At 74.5% G+C, this 25,379-nt stretch carries 17 protein-coding genes; 13 read left to right on the top strand and 4 right to left on the bottom strand.

Features of this window, described 5'->3' with window-relative positions:
- Window positions 1-51: 51 nt before the first annotated feature.
- A complete protein-coding gene (locus tag ACIBCJ_RS05780; protein ID WP_362094252.1) occupies window positions 52-1,689 on the bottom strand; it encodes a serine/threonine-protein kinase in 1,638 nt (545 codons plus the stop codon).
- Between the two features lie 396 nt (window positions 1,690-2,085).
- Between ACIBCJ_RS05780 and ACIBCJ_RS05775 the strand changes: the two genes are divergently transcribed.
- The 9 genes from ACIBCJ_RS05775 (at window position 2,086) to ACIBCJ_RS05735 (ending at window position 19,965) form a co-directional block, all read left to right on the top strand.
- Complete coding sequence (locus ACIBCJ_RS05775) at window positions 2,086-5,949, top strand: FHA domain-containing protein (protein ID WP_365978952.1); 3,864 nt, start codon at window positions 2,086-2,088, stop codon at window positions 5,947-5,949.
- 245 nt (window positions 5,950-6,194) lie between these two features.
- The gene (locus tag ACIBCJ_RS05770) at window positions 6,195-7,592 is read left to right on the top strand and encodes an ABC transporter substrate-binding protein (protein WP_362094245.1); all 1,398 of its coding nucleotides are present in this window, start codon (window positions 6,195-6,197) and stop codon (window positions 7,590-7,592) included.
- Window positions 7,593-7,668: 76 nt separating this feature from the next.
- On the top strand, window positions 7,669-8,952 hold the full coding sequence (locus tag ACIBCJ_RS05765; protein WP_365979268.1) for a sugar ABC transporter permease: 1,284 nt from the start codon (window positions 7,669-7,671) through the stop codon (window positions 8,950-8,952).
- On the top strand, window positions 8,949-9,884 hold the full coding sequence (locus ACIBCJ_RS05760) for a carbohydrate ABC transporter permease (RefSeq protein ID WP_362506929.1): 936 nt from the start codon (window positions 8,949-8,951) through the stop codon (window positions 9,882-9,884). Before ACIBCJ_RS05765 ends, ACIBCJ_RS05760 begins: the two co-directional genes overlap by 4 nt.
- 164 nt (window positions 9,885-10,048) lie before the next feature.
- Entirely contained in the window at window positions 10,049-12,334 is a 2,286-nt protein-coding gene (locus tag ACIBCJ_RS05755; RefSeq protein ID WP_365978951.1) for a bifunctional glycosyltransferase family 2 protein/CDP-glycerol:glycerophosphate glycerophosphotransferase, read from the top strand.
- Window positions 12,335-12,517: 183 nt separating this feature from the next.
- Complete coding sequence (locus tag ACIBCJ_RS05750; protein WP_365978950.1) at window positions 12,518-14,728, top strand: CDP-glycerol glycerophosphotransferase family protein; 2,211 nt, start codon at window positions 12,518-12,520, stop codon at window positions 14,726-14,728.
- Between the two features lie 4 nt (window positions 14,729-14,732).
- Entirely contained in the window at window positions 14,733-16,970 is a 2,238-nt protein-coding gene (locus ACIBCJ_RS05745) for a CDP-glycerol glycerophosphotransferase family protein (RefSeq protein WP_365978949.1), read from the top strand.
- A complete protein-coding gene (locus ACIBCJ_RS05740) occupies window positions 16,967-18,256 on the top strand; it encodes a hypothetical protein (protein WP_365978948.1) in 1,290 nt (429 codons plus the stop codon). Before ACIBCJ_RS05745 ends, ACIBCJ_RS05740 begins: the two co-directional genes overlap by 4 nt.
- 155 nt (window positions 18,257-18,411) lie before the next feature.
- Window positions 18,412-19,965, top strand: coding sequence for a hypothetical protein (locus ACIBCJ_RS05735; RefSeq protein ID WP_365978947.1), 1,554 nt, complete (start codon window positions 18,412-18,414; stop codon window positions 19,963-19,965).
- A 16-nt stretch (window positions 19,966-19,981) separates the two neighbouring features.
- Here ACIBCJ_RS05735 and ACIBCJ_RS05730 read toward each other — a convergent pair whose 3' ends face one another.
- Window positions 19,982-20,395 (bottom strand): organic hydroperoxide resistance protein, encoded by a 414-nt coding sequence (locus ACIBCJ_RS05730; protein ID WP_133885409.1) that lies wholly within the window; start codon window positions 20,393-20,395, stop codon window positions 19,982-19,984.
- A 136-nt stretch (window positions 20,396-20,531) separates the two neighbouring features.
- Between ACIBCJ_RS05730 and ACIBCJ_RS05725 the strand changes: the two genes are divergently transcribed.
- Window positions 20,532-21,002: a MarR family transcriptional regulator gene (locus tag ACIBCJ_RS05725; RefSeq protein WP_365978946.1), complete on the top strand. Its 471-nt coding sequence runs from the start codon at window positions 20,532-20,534 to the stop codon at window positions 21,000-21,002.
- Window positions 21,003-21,079: 77 nt separating this feature from the next.
- Window positions 21,080-22,060, top strand: coding sequence for a UDP-glucose 4-epimerase GalE (gene galE / locus ACIBCJ_RS05720; RefSeq protein ID WP_362094221.1), 981 nt, complete (start codon window positions 21,080-21,082; stop codon window positions 22,058-22,060).
- 82 nt (window positions 22,061-22,142) lie between these two features.
- Here galE and ACIBCJ_RS05715 read toward each other — a convergent pair whose 3' ends face one another.
- The gene (locus ACIBCJ_RS05715; RefSeq protein WP_362094218.1) at window positions 22,143-22,580 is read right to left on the bottom strand and encodes a glutaredoxin domain-containing protein; all 438 of its coding nucleotides are present in this window, start codon (window positions 22,578-22,580) and stop codon (window positions 22,143-22,145) included.
- A 123-nt stretch (window positions 22,581-22,703) separates the two neighbouring features.
- Complete coding sequence (locus ACIBCJ_RS05710; RefSeq protein ID WP_362094216.1) at window positions 22,704-23,333, bottom strand: TetR/AcrR family transcriptional regulator; 630 nt, start codon at window positions 23,331-23,333, stop codon at window positions 22,704-22,706.
- 171 nt (window positions 23,334-23,504) lie between these two features.
- Between ACIBCJ_RS05710 and ACIBCJ_RS05705 the strand changes: the two genes are divergently transcribed.
- Window positions 23,505-24,437: an ABC transporter permease gene (locus tag ACIBCJ_RS05705; RefSeq protein WP_362094213.1), complete on the top strand. Its 933-nt coding sequence runs from the start codon at window positions 23,505-23,507 to the stop codon at window positions 24,435-24,437.
- Entirely contained in the window at window positions 24,430-25,341 is a 912-nt protein-coding gene (locus tag ACIBCJ_RS05700) for an ABC transporter ATP-binding protein (RefSeq protein WP_365978945.1), read from the top strand. The genes ACIBCJ_RS05705 and ACIBCJ_RS05700 overlap by 8 nt, the downstream gene beginning before the upstream one ends.
- Window positions 25,342-25,379: the final 38 nt, after the last annotated feature.

Here is a 25,379-nt window from a genome sequence, read left to right as displayed (position 1 = left end):
CTTCACGGCGGAGGCGGAAATCACCCTCCAGATGTCGACAAGTCTCCGGACTCAGCTTCCGCTGGAGCCGCCCAGGTCCCCGATCCAGCCGGTCACGGTGGTGAACCAGTCGCTGAGCTGGTCCCAGTAGCCCTTGCCGGTGCCGATCCAGTCCTGCAGCGGGCTCAGCTCCCAGACCAGCCAGCCGGCCACGAACAGGATGACGAGCGTGACCAGGCAGCCCTTGAGGCAGCCGAGGCCCGGGATGCGCATGGGGTTGGCACTGCGCTGCCGGGGCGCCCTCGGCTCGCGCCGGGGCTGCTGCGGCTCGGGCACGGGCGGCGGGGCGTAGCGCTGCGGCTGGGGCCGCTGCGGCTGCTGGGGTTGCGGGGTGGCGTAGCGCTGGGGCTGCTGCGGATAGCCGTAGCCCGGCTGCTGGGGCGGCGGGGCCTGGCGCGGCTGCTGCGGGCGGGAGACCTGCCGCTGGGGGCGGCGGCGCAGCGGGTCCTGGTTCGGGTCCAGGTACTGGACCTGCGTCTGCTCGTTGCGGTCGCGGGCGGCGCGCAGCTGGTTCTGCCAGGGGTGCGGGTCCTCGGGCCCGCCCTGTCCCGGCTGCCCCGGCTGCCCCGGGGGGACCGGCGGCATGACGGCGGTCGGGTCGGGCGCGCCGGTGCTCGGGAGGACGGTCGTGGGGTCGGCGGCGCCGGCCGGGCCCCCGGTGTGCGGCAGGACGCTGGTCGCGCCGTTCGGGTCGTAGGCGCCGTCGGGGACGCCGGGGACGCCGGGAACCTGCGCGGGTGCCGGGTCGGGGGCGAGGAGCGCGCCGACGCCCTCGGCGGCGCCGATCTGCGCGCTGTTCGCGTGCACGCCGATGCCCTCGGCGACGACGCGCAGTCCGCGGGCGAGGTTCTCGGCGCTGGGGCGTTCGTCCGGGTTCTTGCGCAGGCAGCGCTCGATGACCGTCCACAGCGGGTCGGGGACGGTGGAGGGGCGGCGCGGTTCGGCGCTCAGGTGCTGGTGCAGCACCTCGAGGGCCGATCCCCCGCCGAACGGGGGACGGCCGGTGACCAGCTCGTACAGCAGGATGCCGGCGCCGTACACGTCGACGGCGGAGGTCTGCGGGCGGCCCTCGGCGGACTCCGGCGCGACGTACGCGGGCGTGCCGACGAACTCGTGGGTGCGGGTGAGGCCGGGCGAGTCGGCGAGGCGGGCGATGCCGAAGTCGGTGAGCATCGGGTGCATCTCGCCGCCGGTCTGCTTCAGCAGGACGTTGGCCGGCTTCAGGTCGCGGTGGACGACGCCGTCGGCGTGGCTCGCCGCGAGCGCGTCGGCGATCTGCGCGGTGAGCAGGGCCGCGGCGACCGGGGTGAGCGGCCCGTTCTCGCGCAGGTAGCGGTGGAGGTCGGGGCCGTCGACGAGGTCCATGACCAGGGCGAGCAGCTCGCCCTCGACGACCAGGTCGCGGACCCGGACGATGTTGGGGTGGGTGAGCCGGAGCAGGACGGAACGCTCGCGCAGGAAGCGCATCACGATGTCGGCGTCGCTCGCGAGCTCCTCCTTGAGGACCTTGATCGCGACGGTCTCGCCGGGCTGCCCGGCCACGGCCGCCTCGGCGCCCGCGGTCTCGCGCTGGCGGGCCCGCCAGACGGTGCCCGTGGCACCGCGGCCGAGGGGCTCCTCGAGGAGGTACTTGCTGCCTACCGGCCGCACGTCATGCGCTCCTAGTTGCTTGCTGGCTGTTCGGACCCACTGTCGCAGAACCGGTCGGTCCCAGTCGGACCCAACTGTAGTGCCGCCTCCGCACCACGTTCGAAGGAAAGACGCGCGACCCGGTCCCTTGGTTGCCGCCGCCCGTACGTGACCGATCTCAAGCGGACGGCATTCGATCATCCGCAGAGCACCTGTCAGGCATTTTTGGGGGCAGAGCCGACCAATCAAGATCATTTGACGGCGGGCGGCGGGCGCGTTGTCAGTGGCAGGTGCGAGGATGCGTGCAGTACTGGCCGACGTGCTCGTGTGACGGTGGGGGAAGTCCGCGGTGGGGGACCATGGTGGCGGCTTCCGTCCCGGCGCCTGGGCGCCCGCGCGAAGGGACCGCTTACGGCGATGCAGATCCGGCTGACCGTCGTAGACCCGCTGGGCCCGCATGCTTCGGCTGCCCCGGCCGCGTCCGCCGCTCCGGCGGGGGGCCGCGCCGCACGGTGTGACGTACTCGTCACCGCACCGGCCGGCACCGCCCTGGCCGCGGTCGCCCCGGCGCTGGCCGCCACGCTCCCCGGCGAGGCCCCGGGCACCGGTCAGGTGGTGCTGTACGCGGGTGCCCAGCGCCTCGACGCCCAGCGCAGCACCCTGGGCGAGCCTCCGCTGATCGACGGCGCCGTGCTCTGCCTGGGCGCCCCCGGCGAGCCCGACCCGCACGCCGAGCCGGCCGACGTCCCCGCCCAGCTCCACGTGGTCGCGGGTCCCGACGCGGGCGGCGTCCACCTGCTGCACGGCGGCCAGATCAGGCTCGGGCGCTCCGCCGACGCCGACGTCGCGCTCGACGACCCGGACGTCTCCCGCATGCACTGCGCCGTGACCGTCGGTCCCGACGCCCGCGTGTCGGTCGCCGACCTGGGCTCCACCAACGGCACCACCCTGGACGGCACCCGCGTGGGCGGTCGCCCGGTCCGTTTCGCGCCGGGCGCGCTGCTGCGGATCGGCGAGTCGGCGCTGCGGCTGGTGCCGGTGCCCCCGGCGGCGGAGGTACGGGTCGCGACGACGCCGGACGGGGAGGGACACGTACGGCTGTCCGGGCTCCGGACGGCCGCAGCGGCGGACGGGGACGGCGACGCGGGGGCCCACACGCGCGTGGCGGACGGGTCGGAGGGGCAGGTGCGCGACGGGGACGGCCGCTCCCGCGCGCGGAGCGCGCACCCGGGACCCGCGTCCGCGCACGGACCGGCCGGAGCGCCAGGACGCGCACCGGCGCCCGACGGGACCGACGGGAGGTCCGCGGCCGACGACCGGACGCACCACGCGTACGGCTCCTCCCGTTACACCGCGGGCGGGCCGTCCGCGGCGCCGACGCACGTCCCCGGGCAGGGCGGCGCCCCCCGCATCGAGAGCCACGGCACCGGCCCCACGGCGGGCCTGCCCCGGCAGACCCCCGCCGGGGGCGAGACGCACGGCGGCGCGCGGGGCACGGGGCCGTACCCGGCCGGGGCCCCGGGAGCGGGCGGGTACGGCCCGGGCTCTGCGGCGCCGGGAGCGTACGGAACCGACGGACACGACACGGACGGGTACGGAAGCGGCACCCGCGACGCGGACGGGTACGGAAGCGGCACCCGCGACGCGGGCGCGCCCGGCGTTGGGTCTCCCGCACCGGCGGCGTACGGCGTCGGGTCTCCCGCACCGGCGGCGTACGGGCCGGACGCAGGCGCGTACGGCGGCACCGGCGGCCCCTCCGGAGCGGGCGGCCGGGGGGACGGCTCCGGCCCGGACGACCGCACCGGCCGGGAGACCGGCACCGGACGCGGCGGCGACACCGCCGCGGGTGCGCGCACCGCCCGCGAAGGGGCCCCTCTCCCGGGTGCCGACGTGCCGCAGGAAGCGCGCAGGCGCGGTGGGATAGGCGCGTGGGCGCGACGGCTGACCGGCGGGCGCGCGAGCGCCCCGGAGGCCACCGCGTCCGGCGGTCCCGCGCACGACGAGGCGGCACCCGGACCGGCCCCGGCGGCTCCGTCCGGTGCCCCGGGCGCCCGGGAGACCTGGCCGGACCCCGCCTCGCTGCTGCTGACGGCGCTGGGACCGGGGCCGCGGCTGTGGGAGCGCGGCCCGGGCCACCCGGAGGCGCTCACCGTGCGGCTCGGCACGGCCGACCGGGTGGCGCCGGGCGGTGCCGCCCCGCTGCCCGCGGTGCCGGTGACGGCCGATCTGCGCGAGGTCGGCGCACTCGGCCTCGCCGGCCCGCGGGAGCGTCTGGCCGGGCTGGCCCGCTCGGTGCTGGCGCAGCTCGCGGCGCTGCACTCGGCCGACACCCTGGAGATCGTGCTGATCAGCGCGGACCGTTCCCGGCCGCTCGCCGAGCGCAGCGCCGAGTGGTCCTGGCTCGGCTGGCTGCCGCAGGTGCGCCCGGGACACGGCCAGGACTGCCGCCTGCTGCTGGCCCACGACCGCGAGCAGGCCACGGCCCGCGCCACCGAGCTCCTCCGCCGCCTGGACGACCGCCTCGCCGACGAGAACCGGCCCGCCGCCCGCCAGGAGGACGCGGACGCGACCACCGCGGCCCCCTCCACCGCGGCCCCCGCCACCGGGGCCGTCCGGCCGCAGCCCTCCTGGGCCCGCGCCGACGACGGGAGCGGCGACGGGACCGACCTCACCGGCGGCTTCACCGGGCCCTGGACCGTGCTCGTCGTGGACGGGGACCCCGGCGGTGCCGACGTGCGCGAGGCGGTGGCCCGGCTGGCCCTGGAGGGGCCCCGGGCCGGTGTCCACGTCGTGTGCCTCGCCGAGACCGCCGCCGCCTCCCCCTCCTCCCCGGTGACCCGGACGTACGAGGCGGCCTGCGCGGTGTCACCGGTGTTCCGGGAGTGCGGTGCCGTGGCGCTGCTCAGCGGCGACGTGGCGACGACCCTGCGGCTGGTGCGCGTCGCCCGCACGGCCGCGCATCCGGGCCCGGGCGCCCCGGCCGCACCCGCCGGGCCGGTCCGTCACGGCACCCTCGGCACGGTGGACGCCGTCTCCCCGGCCTGGGCCGAGCGGTTCGCGCGCGCCCTGGCCCCCCTGCGCACCGACGCCGCCGGCACCGGCGGCGAGCACCACGCGCGCGTGTCCGCGCCCCTCCCCCAGGCGGCCCGGCTCCTCGACGAGCTGGGCCTGGCCCGCGCCACCCCGGCCTCGCTGATGGCCCGTTGGGCCGCCGCGGCCGACGACACGGAGTCCCTCGGGGGACGCGCGCAGGCGGTGCTGGGCGCCGGACCGCGCGGCCCCGTCCTGGTCGACCTGGCCGTCGAGGGACCGCACCTGCTGGTCGAGGGCCCGCCCGGCAGCGGCCGCACCGAGCTGCTGCGGGCGCTGGTCGCCTCGCTCGCCTCGGCCGAGCGCCCCGACCGGCTCGGTGTCGTCCTCATGGACGGCCGCGACAGCGTGAGCGCGGGCGGCGCCCACGGCGAGGGCCTGCGCGTGTGCACGGACGTCCCGCACGTCACTACCCACCTCACCGCCAACGACCCGGTGCGGATGCGGGAGTTCGCCCAGTCTCTGAGCGCCGAGCTGAAGCGCCGTGCCGAGCTGCTCGGGCGGTCGGACTTCGCCGAGTGGCACACCGGCCGCGAGGTGTCGGGCCGGCTCGTCGCCCAGCGCACCCCGACGACGGCGGCGCCCGCGCAGGTCGGCGACTCCGGGGACGTCGAGTCCCCGCCCAGCTCCACCCTGCGGCTGCGGCCCGCCGCCAAGCGCCGCACGGGGCCTGTCCCGCCCCTCCCCCGTCTGGTCGTCGTCGTGGACGACCTCGACGCCCTCGTCGCTCCCCCGCTCGGCTCCCCCGGGCGGCCCGCGGCGGGGTCGGTCGTGCGGGCGCTGGAGGCCGTCGCGCGGGAGGGCGAGCGGCTCGGCGTCCACCTGGTCGCCGCCACCGCCCCCGGGGGACGTACGGACCGCACCGGACCCGCCCTGCGCGCGACCCTGCGCGTCACCCTGGACGCGCCCGTGCCCGGGCCGGACGAACCGGCGCCGGGCCGGGGGCGGTTGACCCACCCGGACGGCCGCACCGTGGCCTTCCAGGGCGGCCGGGTCACCGGCCGCATCCCCCGCACGGCGACCCAGCGCCCCACGGTGGTCGCTCTGGAGTGGCACCGCATGGGCGACCCGCCCACCCGCCGCCCGGTCCGCGAACTGGGCAACGGGCCGACCGACTTGGCCCTGCTGGCCAGCGCCCTGGAGCGGGCGGCCCGGGAGGTCTCGGCGGCCGAGGTCCCGTCGCTCCTCTGACGCCGGACCGCGCGCCCCGGCCCGTCCGGCGCCCGGGGCCGAAGCCGCCCCGGGTCTCGGCGGGACCCGGCGCGGCAGCCCTCGGGACGCCCGCTCCCGCGCCGGGTTTCCGATCACGGTCACGACGCGGTCACGATCCCCCCGTCGACCACGGACGCGCCCTTGCCGCCCTCACCCCCCTGGCGTACACCAGAGCGCACGGGAGAGCGCCGAGCGTTCGACGAGGAACGAAGAACGGGGCAGTAATGCGCACGAGCAGCACCATCCGGACACGCGGAAGCGTCAAGAGGACCACCAGGACGGCCGCCGCCCTCGCCGCGGGAGCGCTCGCGCTCTCGCTCACCGCGTGCGGCGGCGGCGATGACGACAACGGCGGCGGCGACAAGGGCGACAAGGGCGGCGACAAGACACCGGCCTCCTCCGTCACCCTCCCGAAGCTGGACGGCGAGAGCCTGGAGGTCGCCGCCGTCTGGACGGGCACCGAGCAGGAGAACTTCAAGAAGGTCCTCGCGGAGTTCGAGAAGCGCACGGGCGCCAAGGTGACCTTCGTGCCCGCCCAGGACCCGATCATCAACTTCCTCGGTTCGAAGATCGCGGGCGGCGCCCCGCCGGACGTGGCGATGCTTCCGCAGCCCGGCGCCATCAAGCAGGCCGTCGACAAGGGCTGGGCCAAGCCGCTGGGCGCCGAGGCGACGAAGGAGCTCGGCGAGAACTACTCGCAGGGCTGGCAGGACATAGGCAAGGTCGACGGCAAGCAGTACGGCGTGTACTACAAGGCCGCCAACAAGTCGTTGATCTGGTACAACGCGCAGGTCTTCGAGAACGCGGGCGCCGCCGAGCCCAAGACCTGGGACGAGCTGCTCGACACGGCCCAGATGATCTACGACTCCGGCGTCGCCCCGTTCTCCGTGGGCGGCGCGGACGGCTGGACGCTCACCGACTGGTTCGAGAACGTCTACCTGTCGCAGGCGGGCCCGGAGAAGTACGACCAGCTCGCCCGGCACGAGATCAAGTGGACGGACCCGTCCGTGAAGGAGGCCCTGACCACCCTCGCGCAGATCTGGGGCAAGAAGGACTTCGTCGCGGGCGGCGCGTCCGGCGCCCTCCAGACGGAGTTCCCGGCCTCGGTGACGCAGACCTTCACCGGCGGTGACCAGCCCAAGGCGGGCATGGTCTACGAGGGCGACTTCGTCCAGGTCAACATCGGTGAGACGAAGGCGAAGGTCGGCTCCGACGCGAAGGTGTTCCCGTTCCCGGCCGTGGGCGACACCGCGCCGGTGGTGTCCGGCGGCGACGCGGCCGTGGTCTTCAAGGACTCGAAGGCGGCGCAGGCGCTGGCCACCTGGCTGGCCTCGCCCGACGCGGCGGGGATCCAGGCGAAGCTCGGCGGGTTCCTCTCGCCCAACAAGAGCATCGACTCCTCGGTGTATCCGAACGAGGTGCAGAAGAAGATCGCCGAGGCGCTGGTCGCGGCCGGCGACGACTTCCGCTTCGACATGTCCGACCAGGCCCCGCAGGCCTTCGGCGGCACCCCCGGCAAGGGCGAGTGGAAGACGTTGCAGGACTTCCTGAAGAACCCGAAGGACATCGCGGGCGCCCAGGCGAAGCTGGAGGCGGACGCGGCCGCCGCCTACGGGGGCTGACGCGATGACGTCGGCCACGGCGGCCAAGACCCCGCGGGGCACCGCCGCCCCCCAGTCACCCGAGTCGCGCAAGAGCGTGACGGGCACCCGCAGGTCCGTGGCGGCGCTGTTCCTGCTGCCCGCCCTGGTGCTGCTCGGCGCGCTCGTGGTCTACCCGATCGGGTACTCGCTGATCCGCAGCTTCTACGACCAGTCCGGCGACTCCTTCGCCGGGTTCGACAACTACCAGACGCTGTTCACCGACGACGGCATCCGCACCGCCCTGAAGAACAACATCATCTGGGTGGTGTTCGCGCCGACGGTCGCCACCGCGCTCGGTCTGATCTTCGCGGTGCTGACCGAACGCATCCGCTGGGGCACGGCGTTCAAGCTGGTCGTCTTCATGCCGATGGCGATCTCGATGCTCGCGGCCGGCATCATCTTCCGCCTGGTGTACGACCAGGACCCGGACAAGGGCGTCGCCAACGCGGTGTGGGTCGGCGTGCACGACACGTTCGCCGAGTCGTCCGCGTTCCCGAAGGCGCACCCGGGCCGCGACTCGCCGCTGAAGCCCGCCGGCGGGGGCGCGTTCGTCACGAAGCAGCCGGTCCGCGCGGGCACCCCCGTCGTCCTGCCCCTCGTCGGCGTCGCCCCCGACCTGATGCCCGACGACGCGAAGAAGGCCGCGGTGCCCGAGCCCGCGGACGACGAGGTCACCGGCACCACCTGGCAGGACTTCACCCGGGGCAAGGGCGTCGGCAAGCTCGGCGGCGTCGACGCGGCCGAGCTGGGCTACGCCGGGATGAAGATCGAGGCGGTCAAGGACGGCGAGGTCGTCGCGACGGCCACGGCGGCCGGGGACGGCACGTTCACCCTGCCCGCGGCGGCCGACGGGGCACTGCTCAGGCTGCCCGCCGACAACTTCAAGGAACCGTACAACGGCCTGAACTGGCTCGGCCCCTCCCTCGTCACTCCGGCGATCATCGGATCGTACGTATGGATGTGGGCGGGCTTCGCGATGGTGCTGATCGCGGCGGGCCTGGCCGGGGTGCCCCGGGAGCTGCTCGAAGCCGCCCGGGTGGACGGCGCCAACGAGTGGCAGGTCTTCCGGCGGGTCACGGTGCCGCTGCTCGCGCCGGTCCTCGCGGTCGTGGTCGTCACCCTGATGATCAACGTCCTGAAGGTCTTCGACCTGGTCTTCATCATCGCTCCGGGCTCCTCCCAGGACGACGCGAACGTGCTCGCCCTGGAGCTGTACCGCAAGGGCTTCGCCTCCGACCAGCCGGGCGTCGCCAGCGCCATCGCGGTGTTCCTGCTGCTCCTGGTCATCCCGGTGATGTGGTTCAACGTACGGCGACTTCGGCGGGAGGTGCGGCGATGACCGCGGACGCGGGTTCCCTCACGGGAACCGGAACCGGCAGCGGGACCGCCGCCGAGGCACCCGGCGGGACCGTGAAGGCGAGGCAGTCGCTCGGGTCCCGGCTCGTCGAGGCCCTCAGCGGCGGGCTGGTCCGGGTGTTCCTGACCGTGGTGGCCCTGTTCTGGCTGGTCCCGACGATCGGGCTGCTGCTGTCCTCGCTGCGCACCCCCCAGGACATGGCGGCGAGCGGCTGGTGGAAGGTCTTCACCGAACCGTCCCAGCTGACCTTCCAGAGCTACGAGGAGCTGCTGAAGAACGGCGACATCACCTCCTCGCTGCTCAACACCGCGCTGATCACCGTCCCCGCGACCGTCCTGGTCGTGGTCATCGGCGCACTGGCCGGATACGCCTTCGCGTGGATGGACTTCCCGGGCCGCGACTGGTGGTTCCTGGCGGTGGTCGGGCTGCTCGTCGTGCCCGTGCAGGTGGCCCTGATCCCGATCGCCGAACTCTTCGGCAAGATCGGCCTGTTCGGTTCGATGCTCGGCGTGATCCTCTTCCACGTCGGCTTCGGCCTGCCCTTCGCGGTGTTCCTGCTGCGGAACTTCTTCGCGGAGATCCCGAGGGAGCTGCTGGAGGCGGCACGCCTGGACGGGGCGGGCGAACTGCGGCTGTTCGCGCGGGTGGTGATGCCGCTCGGCGGGCCCGCGATCGCGAGCCTGGGCATCTTCCAGTTCCTGTGGGTGTGGAACGACATGCTGGTCGCGCTGATCTTCTCGGACTCCGACAGCCAGCCGATCACGGTCGCCCTGCAGACCCAGGTACGGCAGTTCGGCAACAACATCGACGTGCTGGCCCCGGGGGCGTTCATCTCCATGGTGATCCCGCTGGCCGTGTTCTTCGCGTTCCAGCGGCAGTTCGTCTCCGGCGTGATGGCGGGCGCCGTCAAGTAGCCGACCCCGCACCACCCTTGAGGGGGCGGACCGGTCACCGGTCCGCCCCCTCATCCGTACGGGCACAACGTCCCCCGAATGCCCCGGGGGCCGTAACCAAGTCGCTCCGGCGGCCGTTGCCGGGCAGAAGCCCGCACCGATCCCGCCGACCCATGGATGTCCCCGTGCCCCGGTTCAGTGTCATCGTCCCCGCGTACCAGGTGCAGGCGTATCTGCACGCGTGCCTGGAGTCGGTGCTGGCCCAGTCGTACCCGGACTTCGAGGTGATCGTGGTCGACGACTGCTCGCCGGACGCCTGCGGCGCGATCGCCGACGAGTTCGCCGCCCTCGACCCGCGCGTACGCGTCGTCCGCCTGCCGCGCAACGAGGGCCTGGGCCCCGCCCGCAACGCCGGGATGGAGCGGGCGTGCGGCGACTACCTGGTCTTCCTCGACGGCGACGACACCCTCACCCCGCACGCCCTGCGGAGCATCGCCGACCGGATCAAGGAGACCGGCGAGCCGGACGTCCTGGTCTACGACTACGCGCGTACGTACTGGACCGGCGAGACGGTCCGCAACCAGGCCGCCGCGCACCTCACCGAGCAGGGCCCGGCGCCGTTCCGGCTCGCCGACCGGCCGGGGCTGCTGAAACTGCTGATGGTGGCCTGGAACAAGGCGGTGCGACGGGAGTTCGCCGAGCGCGAGGGCCTCGTCTTCCCGCCGGGGTACTACGAGGACACGCCGTGGACGTACCCGGTCCTGATGACGGCGGGGTCCGTCGCCACCCTGGACCGGGTCTGCGTGCACTACCGTCAGCGCCTGCGGGGCAGCATCCTCGGCACGCCGAGCGCGCGGCACCTGGACGTGTTCACGCAGTACGACCGCGTCTTCGCCTTCCTCAGCTCGCGCATGGAGACGCGCCCCGAGGCGCGGCCGGAACTGATCCGCTGGCGGCCGCTGCTGTACCGCCGCATGGCCGACCACCTGACGACGGTGTACACCCGCCCCGACCGCCTCCCGCGCGCCCTGCGCGCCGAGTTCCTGCGCCGGGCCCGCGTCCACTGCCGCCGCTACCGGGTCCCCGGCGCTCCCGCCCCGCTGCCCGTCCGCCTCCGCCACGCCCTGCTCCGCCTCGGCCTGCGCCGCACCTACGGAGCCCTGCGCCTGGCGTCGGCCCTGCACCGCCGTACGGCGCGGGCGGGCGCGGGTCTGCTGGGCGCCGCCCGGTCCCGCGCCCTGCGCCTGCACTACCGCGTCCAGCGCTGCCTCCCGCTCCGCGCCGACCGCGCCGTCTTCGCCGTCGAGGGGAACCGGGGGTACGGGCGCGATCCGGGCGCGCTGGAGGAGGCGTTCCGCCGTCTCGCGCCGCACGTGCGCACGGCGTGGGCCGCCGACCCCGTGCACCACCACACCGTCCCGCCCGGTACCCGCCGGCTGGCCGCCGGCACGGCCGCGCACTGGACGGCTCTGGCCCGCTCCCGCTACCTGGTGTGCGACGCGGCCTTCGCCGCCGGGCTGGTCAGGCGCCGGGGCCAGGTCCTGGTCCAGACGCAGGCCGGGACGCCGCTCAAGCACATGGGCCTGGACCTCCGGGAGCGCCCGGCCGTCGGGCGCGGCACCGACTTCGCCCGGCTGCTGCGCGAGGCCGGCACCTGGGACTACGTGGTCTCGGCCAACCGTCACTCCACCCTGACCTGGGAACGCGTGCACCCCGGCGGCTGGACCGCCCTGGAGTGCGGCCAGCCGCGCACCGACGTCCTCCAGCGGGCGACGGCGGCGGACGTGACCCGGCTGCGCGAGACGCTCGGCATCCCCGAGGGCACGGTCGCGATCCTGTACGCGCCCACCCACCGCGACTACCGGCGCACCCAGCGCGCCGCCCTGGACCTGGACCGCGTCGTGCGCCGCCTCGGTCCGCGCTTCATGGTGCTGGCCCGCGCCCACCCAGGCCACGGCGGGCCGCTCACCGCGTCGGGCGGCCGGGTGCTGGACGTGAGCGACCACCCGCACGTGGAGTCGCTCTGCCTGGCGTCGGACGTACTGGTCACCGACTACTCGTCCCTGATGTTCGACTACGCGGGCCTGGACCGCCCGGTCGTGCTGCACGCCGACGAGCCGGAGGCGTTCGAGGCGGTCCGCGGCACCTACGTCGACCTGCGTTCCTTCCCGCCGGGAGCGATCGCGCGGGACGAGGACGAGCTGATCGGCGTGTTCGCGAGCGGCGACTGGCACGGCACCCGGACCGCCCGGCTGCGGGCCGCCTTCCGCGAGCGGTTCTGCCCGTACGACGACGGCCGGGCCGCGGACCGCGTGGTACGCCGCGTCGTCCTGGGCGAGAGCGGACTGCCGCCGGTCGTGCCGCTCGCCGAGCGCCGCCCCGCGCCCTCCGCCGCCGCGGCCCTCGCGCGTCCTCCGCTGACCACGGTGCCGCAACCCGCGGGGCCCCGCACCGTCACCGAGAGCCTCTGACCACCGTTGGTCCTCCGGGAGTTCCCATGCCCCGCAGTTCGTCGCGGCCCACCCCGACCCGGCCACCCACGTGGCGGCCCGCGGGACGGCCGGGCCGAGGGCGCGGCACGCAGGGGACTCCCGCCGGACCGGGACGGACCGGTCCGGGGCGCGTCGGACCAGGATCACGAGAGAAAGAGCAGCATGCCCCGCTTCAGCATCATCGTCCCGTCCCATGGGGTCGCGGGGCGGCTCTCCCAGGCACTGGACTCGGTCCTCGGCCAGTCCTTCGGCGACTTCGAGCTGATCCCGGTCTGCGACGGCCCGGACTCCGCCGCGGCGGACGTCGCCGGTGAGCACGCCGGGCGGGACTCCCGGGTGACGCCGGTGCACTCGCCGCCGTCCGCCGGTCTCGCCGGGGCGCGCAACGCCGGGATGCGGGCGGCGACCGGCGCGTACCTGCTGTTCCTCGACGGTGACGACGTCCTGGTGCCGGGGGCGCTGGCGGCGCTGGACGCACGCCTTGCGGACACCGGCGGCGTCGACGTCCTCCACTTCGAGTACGAGCGCGTGCCCTGGTGGGAGGGCGAGACCACCAACCCGGCCGCCCCGCTGCTGGCCAAGGCCCCGGGCGGCGCCTTCACCCCCGACCGCGCCCCGCAGCTGTCCGGCGTGCACCTGCCCGCGTGGAGCGCGGTCCACCGCCGTACCTTCCTCACCGAGCGCGGGCTCGACTTCCCCGACGGGCACTTCACGGACCTCGGCTTCGGCGCCCGGGTCGCGGTGCGCGCGGAGCGCGTGGCGGTCCTGCGCTCCGTGGTCGTGCGGCACCGGGTGCGGCGCCAGGGCAACCGGCTGAACCTGCCCGGCGGGCATCACGCGGACCTGCTCGACCAGACCGAGTCGGCGCTCGTGTACGCCGCCGAGCGCGGTCTGCCGGCCGAGCGGTACGGCCCGCTGTTCGAGCAGCTCTTCGCGGCGGTCCTGAAGACGGCCGTCCACCCCCGGCGACTGACCCGCCGCGAGCGGCGCGCCTTCTACCGCCGGGCGAGCCGGCTGTACCGGCGCCACCGGCCCGCGGGCTTCCGGCCACCGGGCGGACGGCTCGGCGTGCAGCACCGGCTGCTGGCGGCGGGCTCGTACACCGGCTTCCGCGCCCTGCGCGCCGCCAACCGCGCGGTGACCGGTGTCCTGCGCCGCCTGCCGTGGCCCCGGGGGCTGCGCACCCGCCTGCTCTACCGCCGCCACCTGCGCCGTCCGCTCGACCCCGGCCTGGCGGTGTACTGCGCCTACTGGGGCCGCGGTTACGCCTGCAACCCGGCCGCGATCCACGCCAAGGCCCGCGAACTCGCCCCGCACATCAGGTCGGTGTTCCTGGTCGAGCCGGACCAGGCGCACACCGTGCCGAAGGACGTCGAGCACGCCGTCATCGGCAGCCGGCGCTACTGGGAGGTACTGGCCCGCGCCACGTACCTGGTGAACAACGCCAACTTCGCCGAGGGCGTCGTCAAGCGCCCCGGCAGCGTGCACGTGCAGACGCAGCACGGCACGCCGCTGAAGACGATGGGTGTGGACCAGTCGCCGTACCCGGTGGTGGCGGCGGCCACCGGCAGCTTCACCAAGCTCCTGGGCCGGGTGGACCGCTGGGACTTCAACCTGTCCGCCAACCGGCACTCCACCCGGACGTGGGAGCGGGCCTTCCCCGGCTCCTACGAGCACCTGGAGTACGGCTATCCGCGCAACGACGTCTACGTGACGGCGACCGCCGAGGACGTGGCCCGGGTCCGGCGCGAACTGGGCGTCCCGGAGGGGAAGACGGCCGTCCTGTACGCGCCCACGCACCGGGACTGGGAGACCGGTTCCGAGACGGCGGGCCTCGACCTTGAGGCGTTCTGCGAGGCGGCCGGCGAAAACGTGGTGGTGCTGTCGCGCGCCCATTACTTCCACGACCGCGGCGGCAGCCGGCAACGCACCGGCCGGGTCATCGACGTGACCGCGCACCGCTCCTCGGAGGACGTGTGCCTGGCCGCGGACGCGCTGATCACGGACTACTCGTCGATCATGTTCGACTACGCCAACCTGGACCGCCCGATCGTCGTGTACGCCGACGACTGGGACGTCTACCGGGAGACCCGCGGCGTCTACTTCGACCTGATGGCGGCCCCGCCGGGACCGGTGGCGCGCACGCCGCAGGAGCTGGCCCGCGTCTTCGCCGACGGCACGTACGCGGACGCCGGTTCGGCGGCGCTGCGGGCGGCGTTCCGGGAGCGGTTCTGCGAGTTCGACGACGGCCGGGCCGCCGAGCGCGTCGTGCGCCGGGTGCTGCTCGGCGAGCCGCCCGAGGCGCTGCCGCCGGTGACCCCGCTCGCACAGCGCGTCCCGGCCCCCGCCGCCGCCACCCTGGTAAGGAGCTGACCCCGTGCCCCGCTTCAGCGTCATCGTCCCCTGCTTCAAGGTGCAGGGTTTCCTGCGCGAGTGCCTCGACTCGGTCCTGGACCAGTCCTTCCGGGACATCGAGGTGATCGCCGTCGACGACTGCTCGCCGGACGGCTCCGGCGCGATCCTCGACGAGTACGCGGCCCGCGACGACCGGGTGCGGGTGCTGCACCTGGAGGAGAACGTCGGCCTCGGCCGGGCCCGCAACGCCGGGATGCCGCACGCCACCGGCGACTACCTGTTCTTCCTCGACAGCGACGACAGCCTCACCCCGGGCGCCCTGCACGCCATGGCCGACCGGCTCGCGGAGACGCAGGACCCGGACGTCCTGGTCTTCGACTACGCGCGCACCTACTGGTGGGGCGGCACCCGGCGCAACGCCCTCGCCCGGGTGCTGGCCGAGGCGGGCGACGGCACGTTCACGGCGGCCGGGCACCCCGAGATCCTCGACCTGCTGATGGTGGTGTGGAACAAGGTCTACCGCCGCGACTTCGTCGAGCGGGAGGGCTTCGCCTTCCCGCCGGGCTACTACGAGGACACGCCCTGGACCTTCCCGGTCATGTTCAGCGCGGAGCGGATCGCCGCGCTGGACCGCATCTGCCTGAACTACCGGCAGCGCCGCCAGGGCAACATCCTGTCCACCACCAGCCGCAAGCACTTCGACGTGCACGCGCAGTACGAGCGGGTCTTCGCCTTCCTCGACGCCCGGCCGGAACTGGCGGCGCGGTGGCGGCCGTTCCTGCACGCCAAGATGGGCGAGCACTGCCTGGACATCCTGTCCAAGCCGGACCGGCTGCCGCCGTCCGACCGGGCCGAGTTCTTCCACCGCACCGCCGGGATGTTCCGCGCCCACCGGCCCGAGGGCGCGCAGGTCCCGGCCGAACTGCGGGTGCTGGAGGGGCCGTACGCCGTCTACCGGTTGCGCCGGGAGTCGGGGCGGGCGGCGCGGGAGCTGGAGCGCCGGACGCGGCAGGTGCGCGGCGCGGCGGGTGTGCGGGCACGCCGGGCCGCGACCGCCGTGCTCCCCCGCCGTTCCCTGGACCCGGACCTCGTCGTGTACTCGGCGTTCTCCCACCGGGGCGTCATGGGCGACCCCGCGGCGATCCACCGCGCGGCCCGCGCACTCGCCCCGCACCTGCGCGGGGTGTGGGTGGTGCGGGACGAGGAGTGCGCGGCGGACCCGGCCCTGGTGCCGCCGGGCACGGAGCACGTGGTGCTGGGCAGTGCCGCCTACCGCCGGGCGACCGAGCGGGCGGCGTTCTTCGTCAACAACGTCAACTGGCCCGGCACCGTGACCAAGCGGGACGGCAGCGTCCACATCCACACCCACCAGGGCACCCCGCTCAAGTACATGGGCGTCGACCTGCTGGGCAGGCCCGGCGCCCGGCTGGGCGTCGACGTGCCGCAGATGCTGCGCCGGGCCGACCGCTGGGACCACAGCCTGGTCGCGGGCCGGTACGCGGAGCGCGTGTGGGAGCGGGCCTATCCCTGCCACTTCACGTCCGCGCGCACCGGCAGCCCGCGCAACGACGTCCTGGTGAACGCCGGCCCCGAGGACGGCCGCCGGGTCCGCGAGCGGCTCGGCGTCCCCGACGGGCACACCGTCGTGCTGTACGCGCCGACCCGCCGCGAGTACCGGCGCGGGGGGCTCGTCGAGCGCCTCGACCCGGCCGGGCTCGCCGCCGACCTCGGCGCGGACCACACCCTGCTGGTCCGGCTGCACCCCTCCCTCGCCACCGGCCCGGCACGCGGCCTGGGTCTCGCGGAGCTGCACCGGCGGGGCGTGGTGATCGACGCGACGGACGAGCCGCACGTGGAGGACCTGATGCTCGCCTCCGACCTGCTGATCACCGACTACTCCGCCCTGATGTTCGACTACGCCCTGCTGGACCGCCCGATCGTGATCCACGCCGACGACTGGGGCCCGTACACGGCGACGCGCGGCACGTACTTCGACATCACCGAGGAGGCGCCCGGGCACGTCTCGCGCAGCTACCGGGAGCTGGCGTGGCTGCTGGCCTCCGGGGCATGGCGGGACGAGGAGGCGGCCCGGCTGCGGGCGGCCTTCCGGTCGCGGTACTGCGAGTACGAGGACGGCCGGGCCGCCGAGCGGGTGGTGCGGACGCTGCTGCTGGGCGAGGCGATGCCCGAGCCGGAGCCCTCCGGCGTCCCGGGCGCCCGCGGCGTCCCGTCCGGACGCGACCTGCTGCCCTCCGCATGAGACCCCGCAGCTGGGTGCTGGTCCTGGCCGCCGTGTTCGCCGTGCTCCAGCTCGCGAACGTCACCGGCCGGGACACCCCCGACACCAAGAACTACCTGTCGTACGCGCTGAGCCTGACCGGTGAGGGCAAGCGCGCGGCGGCGACCGCAACCATCGACTACGTGTGCGCGAGCCGGGCGGAGCACGCGAAGCGGGACCAGAGCGTGCACGTGGTCCGCTTCCACCGCCCCGACCCCACCGACGAGGTGGTGGCGGCCTGCCGTGCGCAGGAGTGGGCGGTGGTGGGGCCGCGGCTGGCGGCCGGGCAGACCGGCGGGCACACCGTGCCGTACATGCCGGAGCGCTTCATGCGGATCTTCGAGGCACGGCCGGGCTACCCGGCTTTCCTGGTGCCGTTCGTCCTGGCCTTCGGGGCGACGTGGGGCCTGTGGGCGGCGGGGGTCGTCATCGCGTGCGCGGGCGGGGTCCTGGTCTTCCTGGTCCTGCGGACCCTGGCGGCCCCGGTACCGCTCGCCCTGACCGGGCAGGCGCTGTACTACGTGCTGCCGTGCGGGACGACCGCGATGCGCCCGATGGCCGAGGGCCTGCTGATGGCGCTCACGCTGGCGGCCGTGTGGGGCTGCGCGCTGGTGCTGCGGGCGGGACGGCCGCGGACCGGTCTCGCGGTGGTCGCCGGTTCGCTGCTCGCCCTGTTCACGGTCAAGCACTCCCAGGCGCTGTTCCTGGGCCTCGGCCTGGCGGCGGCGGGCGCGCTGATCGTCCTGCGGGGCCGCCGGCGACCGCGGCGGGGCACCCCGGTGCCGCGGGGGGTGAAGGCGCTCGCGGCCGTGGGACTGGCCGGCGCGGCCGCCACCCTGCTGCTGGCGTCGCTGCTGGACTACCCCTCCGAGGCGGACAGCCTCCAGGACCTGCTCACCGGCCACTTCGCCCGTCCCGACCGGACGCGTCCGTGGCCGGAGTTCTGGCAGTTGCAGGGCAACTTCTGGGTGGAGTGGCTGCGCAGGCAGGCCTGGCAGCCGCTGTTCGCGGCGGCGCTGGCCGCCGGGGCGTGGGGCGCGCTGCGGCGCGGGGGTGCGGTCGGCGTCTTCCTGGTCGCGGCGGCGTTCACCGGGATCCTGACCCAGGCCGCGCATCCGGACATCAACATCTGGGGCGAGCGGCTGATCGTGCTGGCGTGGCTGCTGCCGGTGGTGGGAGTGCCGCTGCTGCTGGAGCCGGTGGTGCGGGGCGGCCGGCTGCCGTTGCCCGCGCAGGGGCAGCCGGAGCGGGCGGACGCGGTGGGCTGAGCGGACGCGGTGGAACGAGCGGGCGCGGTGGAACGAGCGGGCGCGGCGGGCCGAGCGGGCTGAGCCTCACCCGTTGAGGTGACTTGGGGTCATGGGCGGGACCCCACCGGGAACATACGGCAAATGTCCAGAATGCCCCTTCCCGTCACCGTGCCGTGAGCGCCGGCGTCCTCGTCCGGCGGCCCGTGCGCGGTGCGACGGCGCTGCGCGGCGGCCGCACCTGGCGCCCCACCCCGTTCCAGGTGGCCGGTTTCTGCTTCTTCCTCGTGATGACGCTGGCGTACTGGGCGGTTCCGCTGTGCTGCGACGCCGGTCAGCACGCGGCCGTCGTCGAGCGTCTCAAGGCCGACCTCCTCCATCCGCGTCACCCGATGGCCGACCTGCCGGGTGCGGGCAGCGCGTACTACTCGCCGTACGCGGTGGCCCAGGGCGTGTTCGCCCGGCTGACGGGGCTGGGCGGCTGGGAGGTGGTGCGGCTCGCCGGGCCGCTGAACCTGCTGGTACTGCTGACCGGCCTGAACCGCTTCGTCCGGGTGCTGAGCCCGCGGCTGTGGGCGCCGGTGCTGGCACTGGGCGCGATGACGCTGCTGTGGGGCACCGAGCGGGCCTGGTGGAGCGGCTACCTCGGGCTGATGTCGATGACGGGCAACCTCGGCTATCCGTCGACGTTCGCGATCGGGCTCACCTTCTGGGCCTGGGCGCTGACCGGGGCACGGGCGCGCGACGGGCGCAGGGTGCGGTACGTGGGCCCGGGCGGACTGCGCGGACTGCCCGGGTACGCGGGCCTCGGCGTCCTGTACGGCCTGATCCTGCTGGTCCACCCGATCACCGCGGTGGCGGCGGCGCTCGGCGCGGTGGCGCTGGTGGCCGGATGGCAGGACGGGTGGCGCGGGCCGGTCGCGGGGCGGTGGGCGCTGACGGCGGCCGTGGCGGCGGGGATGGCGGGCGGCTGGCCGTACTTCGACGTGTTCGCGCTGGCGGGCGACGACAGCGTGGACGGGATGCACCGGGTTCTGTACCTCCACCTGCCCGGGCAGTTCTGGCTGGCACTGCTCGGCCTGCCGGCCCTGTGGGCACGCGGACGCCGCTCGCCGAGGGACCCGCTGGTGCTGCTGTTCGCGCTGGACTGCGCGGTGGTGGCGTACGGCTGGTTCAGCGGCCACTACACCTACGGCCGGATCCTCGGCCTCACGCTGGTGCCGGCGCAGTTCGCCCTGGCGGTGGAGCTGGCGGCGCCCCGGCCGTGGACGCGGTGGCGGGCGGCGCTGGGCTCGGCCGCGACGGCCGGCGCCCTGCTGGGGTTCCTCACGGTCCACGCGGGGGCGGTCGTGCCGCGCGCCCTGGACCCGGTCGGTTTCGAGCAGCCGCCCCACTGGCCGGCGTACGCGTGGGCGGCCCGGCACATCGGCCCCGGCGAGGCCGTGATCACCGACGGCTACTACGCCGGGCACGCCATCGCCGGGTACGGCCCCGACCTCGCGGCGCCCGCCTGGCCCGACCCGTCGCTGGACGAGCGGGTGCGCGGGCGGCGGGCGGCCGACGTCCGGGCGTACCTCGCGGCGGACTCGACCCGCGCCGAGCGCGCCGCCGTCGTCCGCCGCTACCACGTCCGCTGGCTGCTGCTGACCCGCTGGCACCCGGTGCCCGAGGAGGCGGTGGTGGTGGCGTGGAGCGGGCGGACGGGCGAGGTGCTGGCGCGGGTCGGGTGAGCGGCCCCCGCGGGGACTACTCGACGACGAGGTCGACCGGGATGTTGCCGCGGGTGGCGTTGGAGTACGGGCAGACCTGGTGGGCCTGCTCGACCAGCTTGCGGCCGGTCTCCTCGTCGACCCCCTCGGGCAGCTCGACCCGGAGCGTGACGGCGAGCGCGAAGCCCTCGCCCTGCTTGCCGATGCCGACCTCGGCGGTCACCGCGGCGTCGCTGACGTCGACCTTCGCCGCCCGGCCGACCAGGCCGAGGGCGCTGCCGAAACAGGCGGCGTAACCGGCGGCGAACAGCTGCTCGGGGTTGGTGCCCTGGCCGTTGCCGCCCATCTCGACGGGGATGCCGAGGGCGAGGTCGACCTTGCCGTCGGAGCTGACGGTACGGCCGTCACGGCCGTGGGTGGCGGTGGCGGCGGCGGTGTAGATCGCGTCCATGGGAAACCGGCCCTTTCGGAAGAAGGCTTGGGGAGGCTTGCGTGCCTGGCGTCTGCCCGACACCCACAAGTAGAGCACACGATTAAATTGTGCACAACTAAATGGCGGACAATTCCTGTCGGTTACGCTGGGGAGCATGACCACGCCCGCATCCGACTGGCTCCGCCTGGACCAGCAGATCTGCTTCTCCCTGAACGCCGCGTCGCGCGCCTTCGGCAGCGTCTACCGCGTCGTCCTCAAGGACCTCGGGCTCACCTACCCGCAGTACCTGGTGATGCTGGTGCTGTGGGAGCACGGCGAGCTGCCCGTGAAGAAGCTCGGCGAGCACCTGCGCCTCGACTCCGGGACCCTGTCGCCCCTGCTCAAGCGGCTGGAGGCGACCGGCCTGGTGCGGCGCGAGCGCAGCGTGCGCGACGAGCGGTCGGTGGAGGTGCGGCTGACCGGGGAGGGCGTGGCACTGCGCGACCGGGCCGTCGAGGTGCCGCGCCGGATCGCCGCGGCGACCGGCCTGGACCTGGCCGAGATCCAGGACCTGGGCGCCCGCCTCGACCGGCTCACGACGGCCCTGGACGCGTACGGCACCGGTTCGGGCCCCGTACCGTCCTGACGGGTGCCGGCGTCCGGCGGGAGCCGGGATGACGGATCATGGGTACCGAGAACCACCGAACGAAGGGGACGGCCGCAATGACCTGGCTGATCACCGGCGGCGCCGGATACATCGGGGCGCACGTCGTAAGGGCGATGACCGAGGCGGGCGAGAAGGCCGTGGTCTACGACGACCTGTCGACCGGCATCGCCGACCGCGTGCCCGACGGCGTCCCCCTGGTGGTGGGCTCGGTCCTGGACGGCGAGCGGGTCGCCCGCGCCCTGGCCGACCACTCCGTCACCGGTGTCGTCCACCTGGCCGCCAAGAAGCAGGTCGGCGAGTCGGTGGACCTGCCGCTGCACTACTACCAGCAGAACGTGGAGGGCCTGCGGGTCCTGCTGGACGCGGTCACGAAGGCCGAGGTCCCGTCCTTCGTCTTCTCCTCCTCCGCCGCCGTGTACGGCATGCCCGACGTCGACCTCGTGACCGAGGAGACGCCGTGCGCGCCCATGTCACCCTACGGCGAGACCAAGCTGGCCGGCGAGTGGCTGGTCCGGGCCGCCGGCAAGGCGTCGGGCCTGGCCACGGCGTCCCTGCGGTACTTCAACGTGGCGGGCGCCGCGAGCCCGGAGCTGGCGGACACCGGCGTCTACAACCTCGTCCCGATGGTCTTCGAGAAGCTGACGGAGTCCGCGGCCCCCCGGATCTTCGGCGACGACTACGCGACGCCGGACGGCACCTGCGTGCGGGACTACATCCACGTGGTCGACCTGGCCGAGGCCCACGTGGCCGCGGCCCGCGCGTTGCAGGCCTCCCCGGGCCGCGCCCTCACCCTCAACATCGGCCGGGGCGAGGGCGTCTCCGTCCGCGAGATGATCGACCGCATCAACGCCCTGACCGGCTACGACCAGCCCCCGACGGTCACACCCCGTCGCCCCGGCGACCCGGCCCGCGTCGTCGCCTCGGCCGACCGTGCCGCCGTCGAGCTGGACTGGAAGGCCAAGTACGACGTCGAGGACATGATCACGTCGGCGTGGGCGGGCTGGGTGCGGCTCCACCCGGAGGCGGCCCGGGACTGACCTGCGGACGGGGGCGCGGGGCGCCGACGCCGGGTCACCGGGCCGCCGGGTCACCGGGTCACCGGGTCACCGGGTCACCGGGTCACCGGGACGAGGAGACCTGCTCGCGTACCCACGCGGGGTCGGGGTTGGTGTACGGCCGGCCCGCCACGAGCAGGGTGGGCACGGTCTCGTTGCCGTCGTTGGCCTCCCGCACCAGCTCCGCCCCGGCCTCGTCCCGCCAGATGTCGACCCAGTACAGCCGCCGCGCCTTGCGGCCCAGCCGGATGCGCAGCCGCATGCAGTAGGTGCACCCCGGCCGCCAGAAGACGACCGGCCGGCCGTCGACGGCGCTGCGCCGCCGCGCCTCCAGCGCACCGATCGACCTGGGGAAAAGCAACGGCGAGGTCATCGCCGCCAGCAGCACGAACATCAGCAGCAGCACGCCGCCCGCCCACGGCCGCTCCTGGCGGAACAGCCCGGTCGCGGCCCCCGCTCCGGCGATCAGCAACAGCACGGGACTCGTCCACGCGCGCCTCATGTCCACCCCTCCCCCGGTGACGGCGGACCCGGCCCGCCGTCCCGCGGCGGCCCGCCTGCCGAGCCGCCTGCTCCGGTCGGCATTATCGGCGCCCCCGCCCGCTGCCTCGGAGCCCGGGTCCGCTCAGAGCGCCTTCAGGCCCTCCGCCGTGGCCCGCGCCAGCGCCGCCAGGTAGCCCTTCGGCAGCTTCGGGCTGCGGACGACCACCGAGCGCCAGTACAGCGGGCCCGAGATCAGGTCCAGGGCGAGGTCGGTGTGCACGGCGGGGCCCAGCTCGCCGCGTTCCGCCGCCGCCGCGAGGATCTTGCTGGCGACGCCGTCCTGGCCCTCGCGCAGGGTCTTCTGCAACGCCTCGGCGATGTCGGGATTGCGGGCCGCCTCCGCCTGGAGGTCCGGGATGATCTGCGAGGCCACCGGGTGGCGCAGGGCGCGGGACGTCACCTCGTACAGCAGGCGCAGGTCGCCCTCCAGGGAACCGGTGTCCGGCGCGGGCAGCCCCTGGACGGCCAGGGCCGAGACGACGTCGAGCACCAGGTGCAGCTTGGAGCGCCAGCGCCGGTAGACGGCGGTCTTGCCGACGCCCGCCCGGCGTGCGATGCCCTCGATGGACATGCGCGCGTAACCGACCGCAGCGAGCTCCTCGAAGACCGCCGCCCGGATGGCCTCCGTCACGTCCTCGCGGAGCACCGCCGCCCCGGCGGGGGCCCGGCGGCGCGGGCGCGGCGACTCGTCGGCGGCGGCGTTGGTCGTCATGCGCGTCAAGCATAGGGCGTCACGACGAAACGGTTGCGTTCCGGCGTCGTCACGCCCTACGCTCACGTCACGACGATACGGTGCCGTCCCGACGTAAGTGAACGCACGCGGTCACCCGGGTGAACGACGGACGTCGCCTCTCGCCCCCTCCCCCGAGCGAAAGCACCGGATGTGAGCCAGGTCCTCGATCCACCGACCCCGACAGCGGTCCCGGCGGCCGCGGCAGCCGCCGACACCGACCTCGCGGCACTCGCCGCCCGCCACGGCCTGTCGGTCAGCGGCGCCCGCCCCTCCCTGCCCCGGTACGTCCGTCAGCTGTGGGCGCGCCGGCACTTCATCGGCGCCTTCTCCACCGCCAAGCTCACCGCCCAGTACAGCCAGGCCAAGCTGGGTCAGGTCTGGCAGGTGATGACGCCCCTGCTCAACGCGGCGGTGTACTACTTCATCTTCGGTCTGCTGATGGACACCAAGCGGGGCGTGGAGGACTTCGTCCCGTTCCTGGTGACCGGCGTGTTCGTGTGGACGTTCACGCAGAGCTCGATCATGGCGGGCACCCGCGCCATCTCCGGCAACCTCGGTCTGGTGCGGGCCCTGCACTTCCCGCGGGCGGCGCTGCCGGTGTCGTTCTGCCTCCAGCAGCTCCAGCAGCTGCTGTTCTCGATGGCGGCCCTGCTCGTGATTCTGCTGGGCTTCGGTGTGCCGCCCGCCCCGTCCTGGGTGCTCGCCGTCCCGGCGCTGGTGCTGCAGTTCGTGTTCAACGCGGGCGTGGCCATGGTCATGGCCCGGGTGGGCTCGAAGATCCCCGACATGGCCCAGCTGATGCCGTTCCTGCTGCGCACCTGGATGTACGCCTCGGGCGTCATGTTCAGCATCGAGCACATGACCGGCCCGGACAGCGGCCTGCCGTCCTGGGTCGGCACCGCCCTCCAGCTCAACCCCGCCGTCGTCTACATCGACCTGATGCGGTTCGCGCTCATCGACAGCTTCGGCGGCGACATGCTGCCGCAGCACGTCTGGGCCCTGGCCCTGGGCTGGGCGCTGGTCGCCGGGATCGGCGGCTTCATCTACTTCTGGAAGGCCGAGGAGACGTACGGTCGTGGCTGACAACACCCCCGCCGAGCGGGTTCCCACCGTCATCGCCGACGGCGTCGACATCGTCTACCGGGTCAACGGCACCGGCGCGGGCCGCGGCTCCGCCACCGCCGCCCTCAACCGCATCCTGCGCCGGAAGAAGACCGAGAAGGCGGCGGGCGTGCGCCGGGTGCACGCCGTGAAGAACGTGTCCTTCGTGGCGTACCGGGGCGAGGCCATCGGCCTCATAGGGACCAACGGCTCGGGCAAGTCGACGCTGCTCAAGGCCGTCGCCGGGCTGCTCCCGGTGGAGAACGGCCGCATCTACACCGACGGGCAGCCCTCCCTGCTCGGCGTCAACGCCGCCCTGATGAGCGACCTCACCGGCGAGCGCAACGTGTACCTCGGCGGCCTGGCGATGGGCATGTCCCGCGCGCAGATCAAGGAGCGGTACCAGGAGATCGTCGACTTCTCCGGGATCAACGACAAGGGCGACTTCATCACCCTGCCGATGCGCACGTACTCCTCCGGCATGGCCGCCCGGCTGCGCTTCTCCATCGCCGCCGCCAAGGACCACGACGTCCTCCTGGTCGACGAGGCGCTGGCCACCGGCGACCGCTCCTTCCAGAAGCGCTCCGAGGAACGCATCCGGGAGCTGCGCCGGCACGCCGGCACCGTGTTCCTGGTCAGCCACAGCAACAAGTCCATCCGCGACACCTGCGACCGGGTGCTGTGGCTGGAGCGCGGCGAGCTGCGGATGGACGGGCCGACGGACGAGGTGCTGAAGGAGTACGAGAAGTTCACCGGCGGCCCGGACCGGGCGGCCAAGCCCAAGGCCGCACCGAAGCCCGCGCCCAAGGCCGCAGCCGGGGCCGCAGCCGCGGCAACGTCCGAGGCGGCTCCCGAGGGGGCGTCCGAGCCGAAGGCGGTCGCGTGAGCGTTCCGTCCCCCGGGAGGCGTACGCTCCCGCCTCAC

The sequence above is a fragment of the Streptomyces sp. NPDC051136 genome, assembly GCF_044455745.1.
Lineage (GTDB): Bacteria > Actinomycetota > Actinomycetes > Streptomycetales > Streptomycetaceae > Streptomyces.
This window is presented reverse-complemented; position numbering and strand designations above follow the sequence as displayed.

What these genes read in the sequence shown, in the direction of transcription:
- ACIBCJ_RS05775 (WP_365978952.1), top strand. Translation starts at nt 2,086, where the DNA reads ATGCAGATCCGGCTGACCGTCGTAGACCCGCTGGGCCCGCATGCTTCG.
- ACIBCJ_RS05770 (WP_362094245.1), top strand. Translation starts at nt 6,195, where the DNA reads ATGCGCACGAGCAGCACCATCCGGACACGCGGAAGCGTCAAGAGGACC.
- ACIBCJ_RS05760 (WP_362506929.1), top strand. Translation starts at nt 8,949, where the DNA reads ATGACCGCGGACGCGGGTTCCCTCACGGGAACCGGAACCGGCAGCGGG.
- ACIBCJ_RS05750 (WP_365978950.1), top strand. Translation starts at nt 12,518, where the DNA reads ATGCCCCGCTTCAGCATCATCGTCCCGTCCCATGGGGTCGCGGGGCGG.
- ACIBCJ_RS05740 (WP_365978948.1), top strand. Translation starts at nt 16,967, where the DNA reads ATGAGACCCCGCAGCTGGGTGCTGGTCCTGGCCGCCGTGTTCGCCGTG.
- ACIBCJ_RS05730 (WP_133885409.1), bottom strand. Translation starts at nt 20,395, where the DNA reads ATGGACGCGATCTACACCGCCGCCGCCACCGCCACCCACGGCCGTGAC.
- ACIBCJ_RS05725 (WP_365978946.1), top strand. Translation starts at nt 20,532, where the DNA reads ATGACCACGCCCGCATCCGACTGGCTCCGCCTGGACCAGCAGATCTGC.
- galE (WP_362094221.1), top strand. Translation starts at nt 21,080, where the DNA reads ATGACCTGGCTGATCACCGGCGGCGCCGGATACATCGGGGCGCACGTC.
- ACIBCJ_RS05715 (WP_362094218.1), bottom strand. Translation starts at nt 22,580, where the DNA reads ATGAGGCGCGCGTGGACGAGTCCCGTGCTGTTGCTGATCGCCGGAGCG.
- ACIBCJ_RS05710 (WP_362094216.1), bottom strand. Translation starts at nt 23,333, where the DNA reads ATGACGACCAACGCCGCCGCCGACGAGTCGCCGCGCCCGCGCCGCCGG.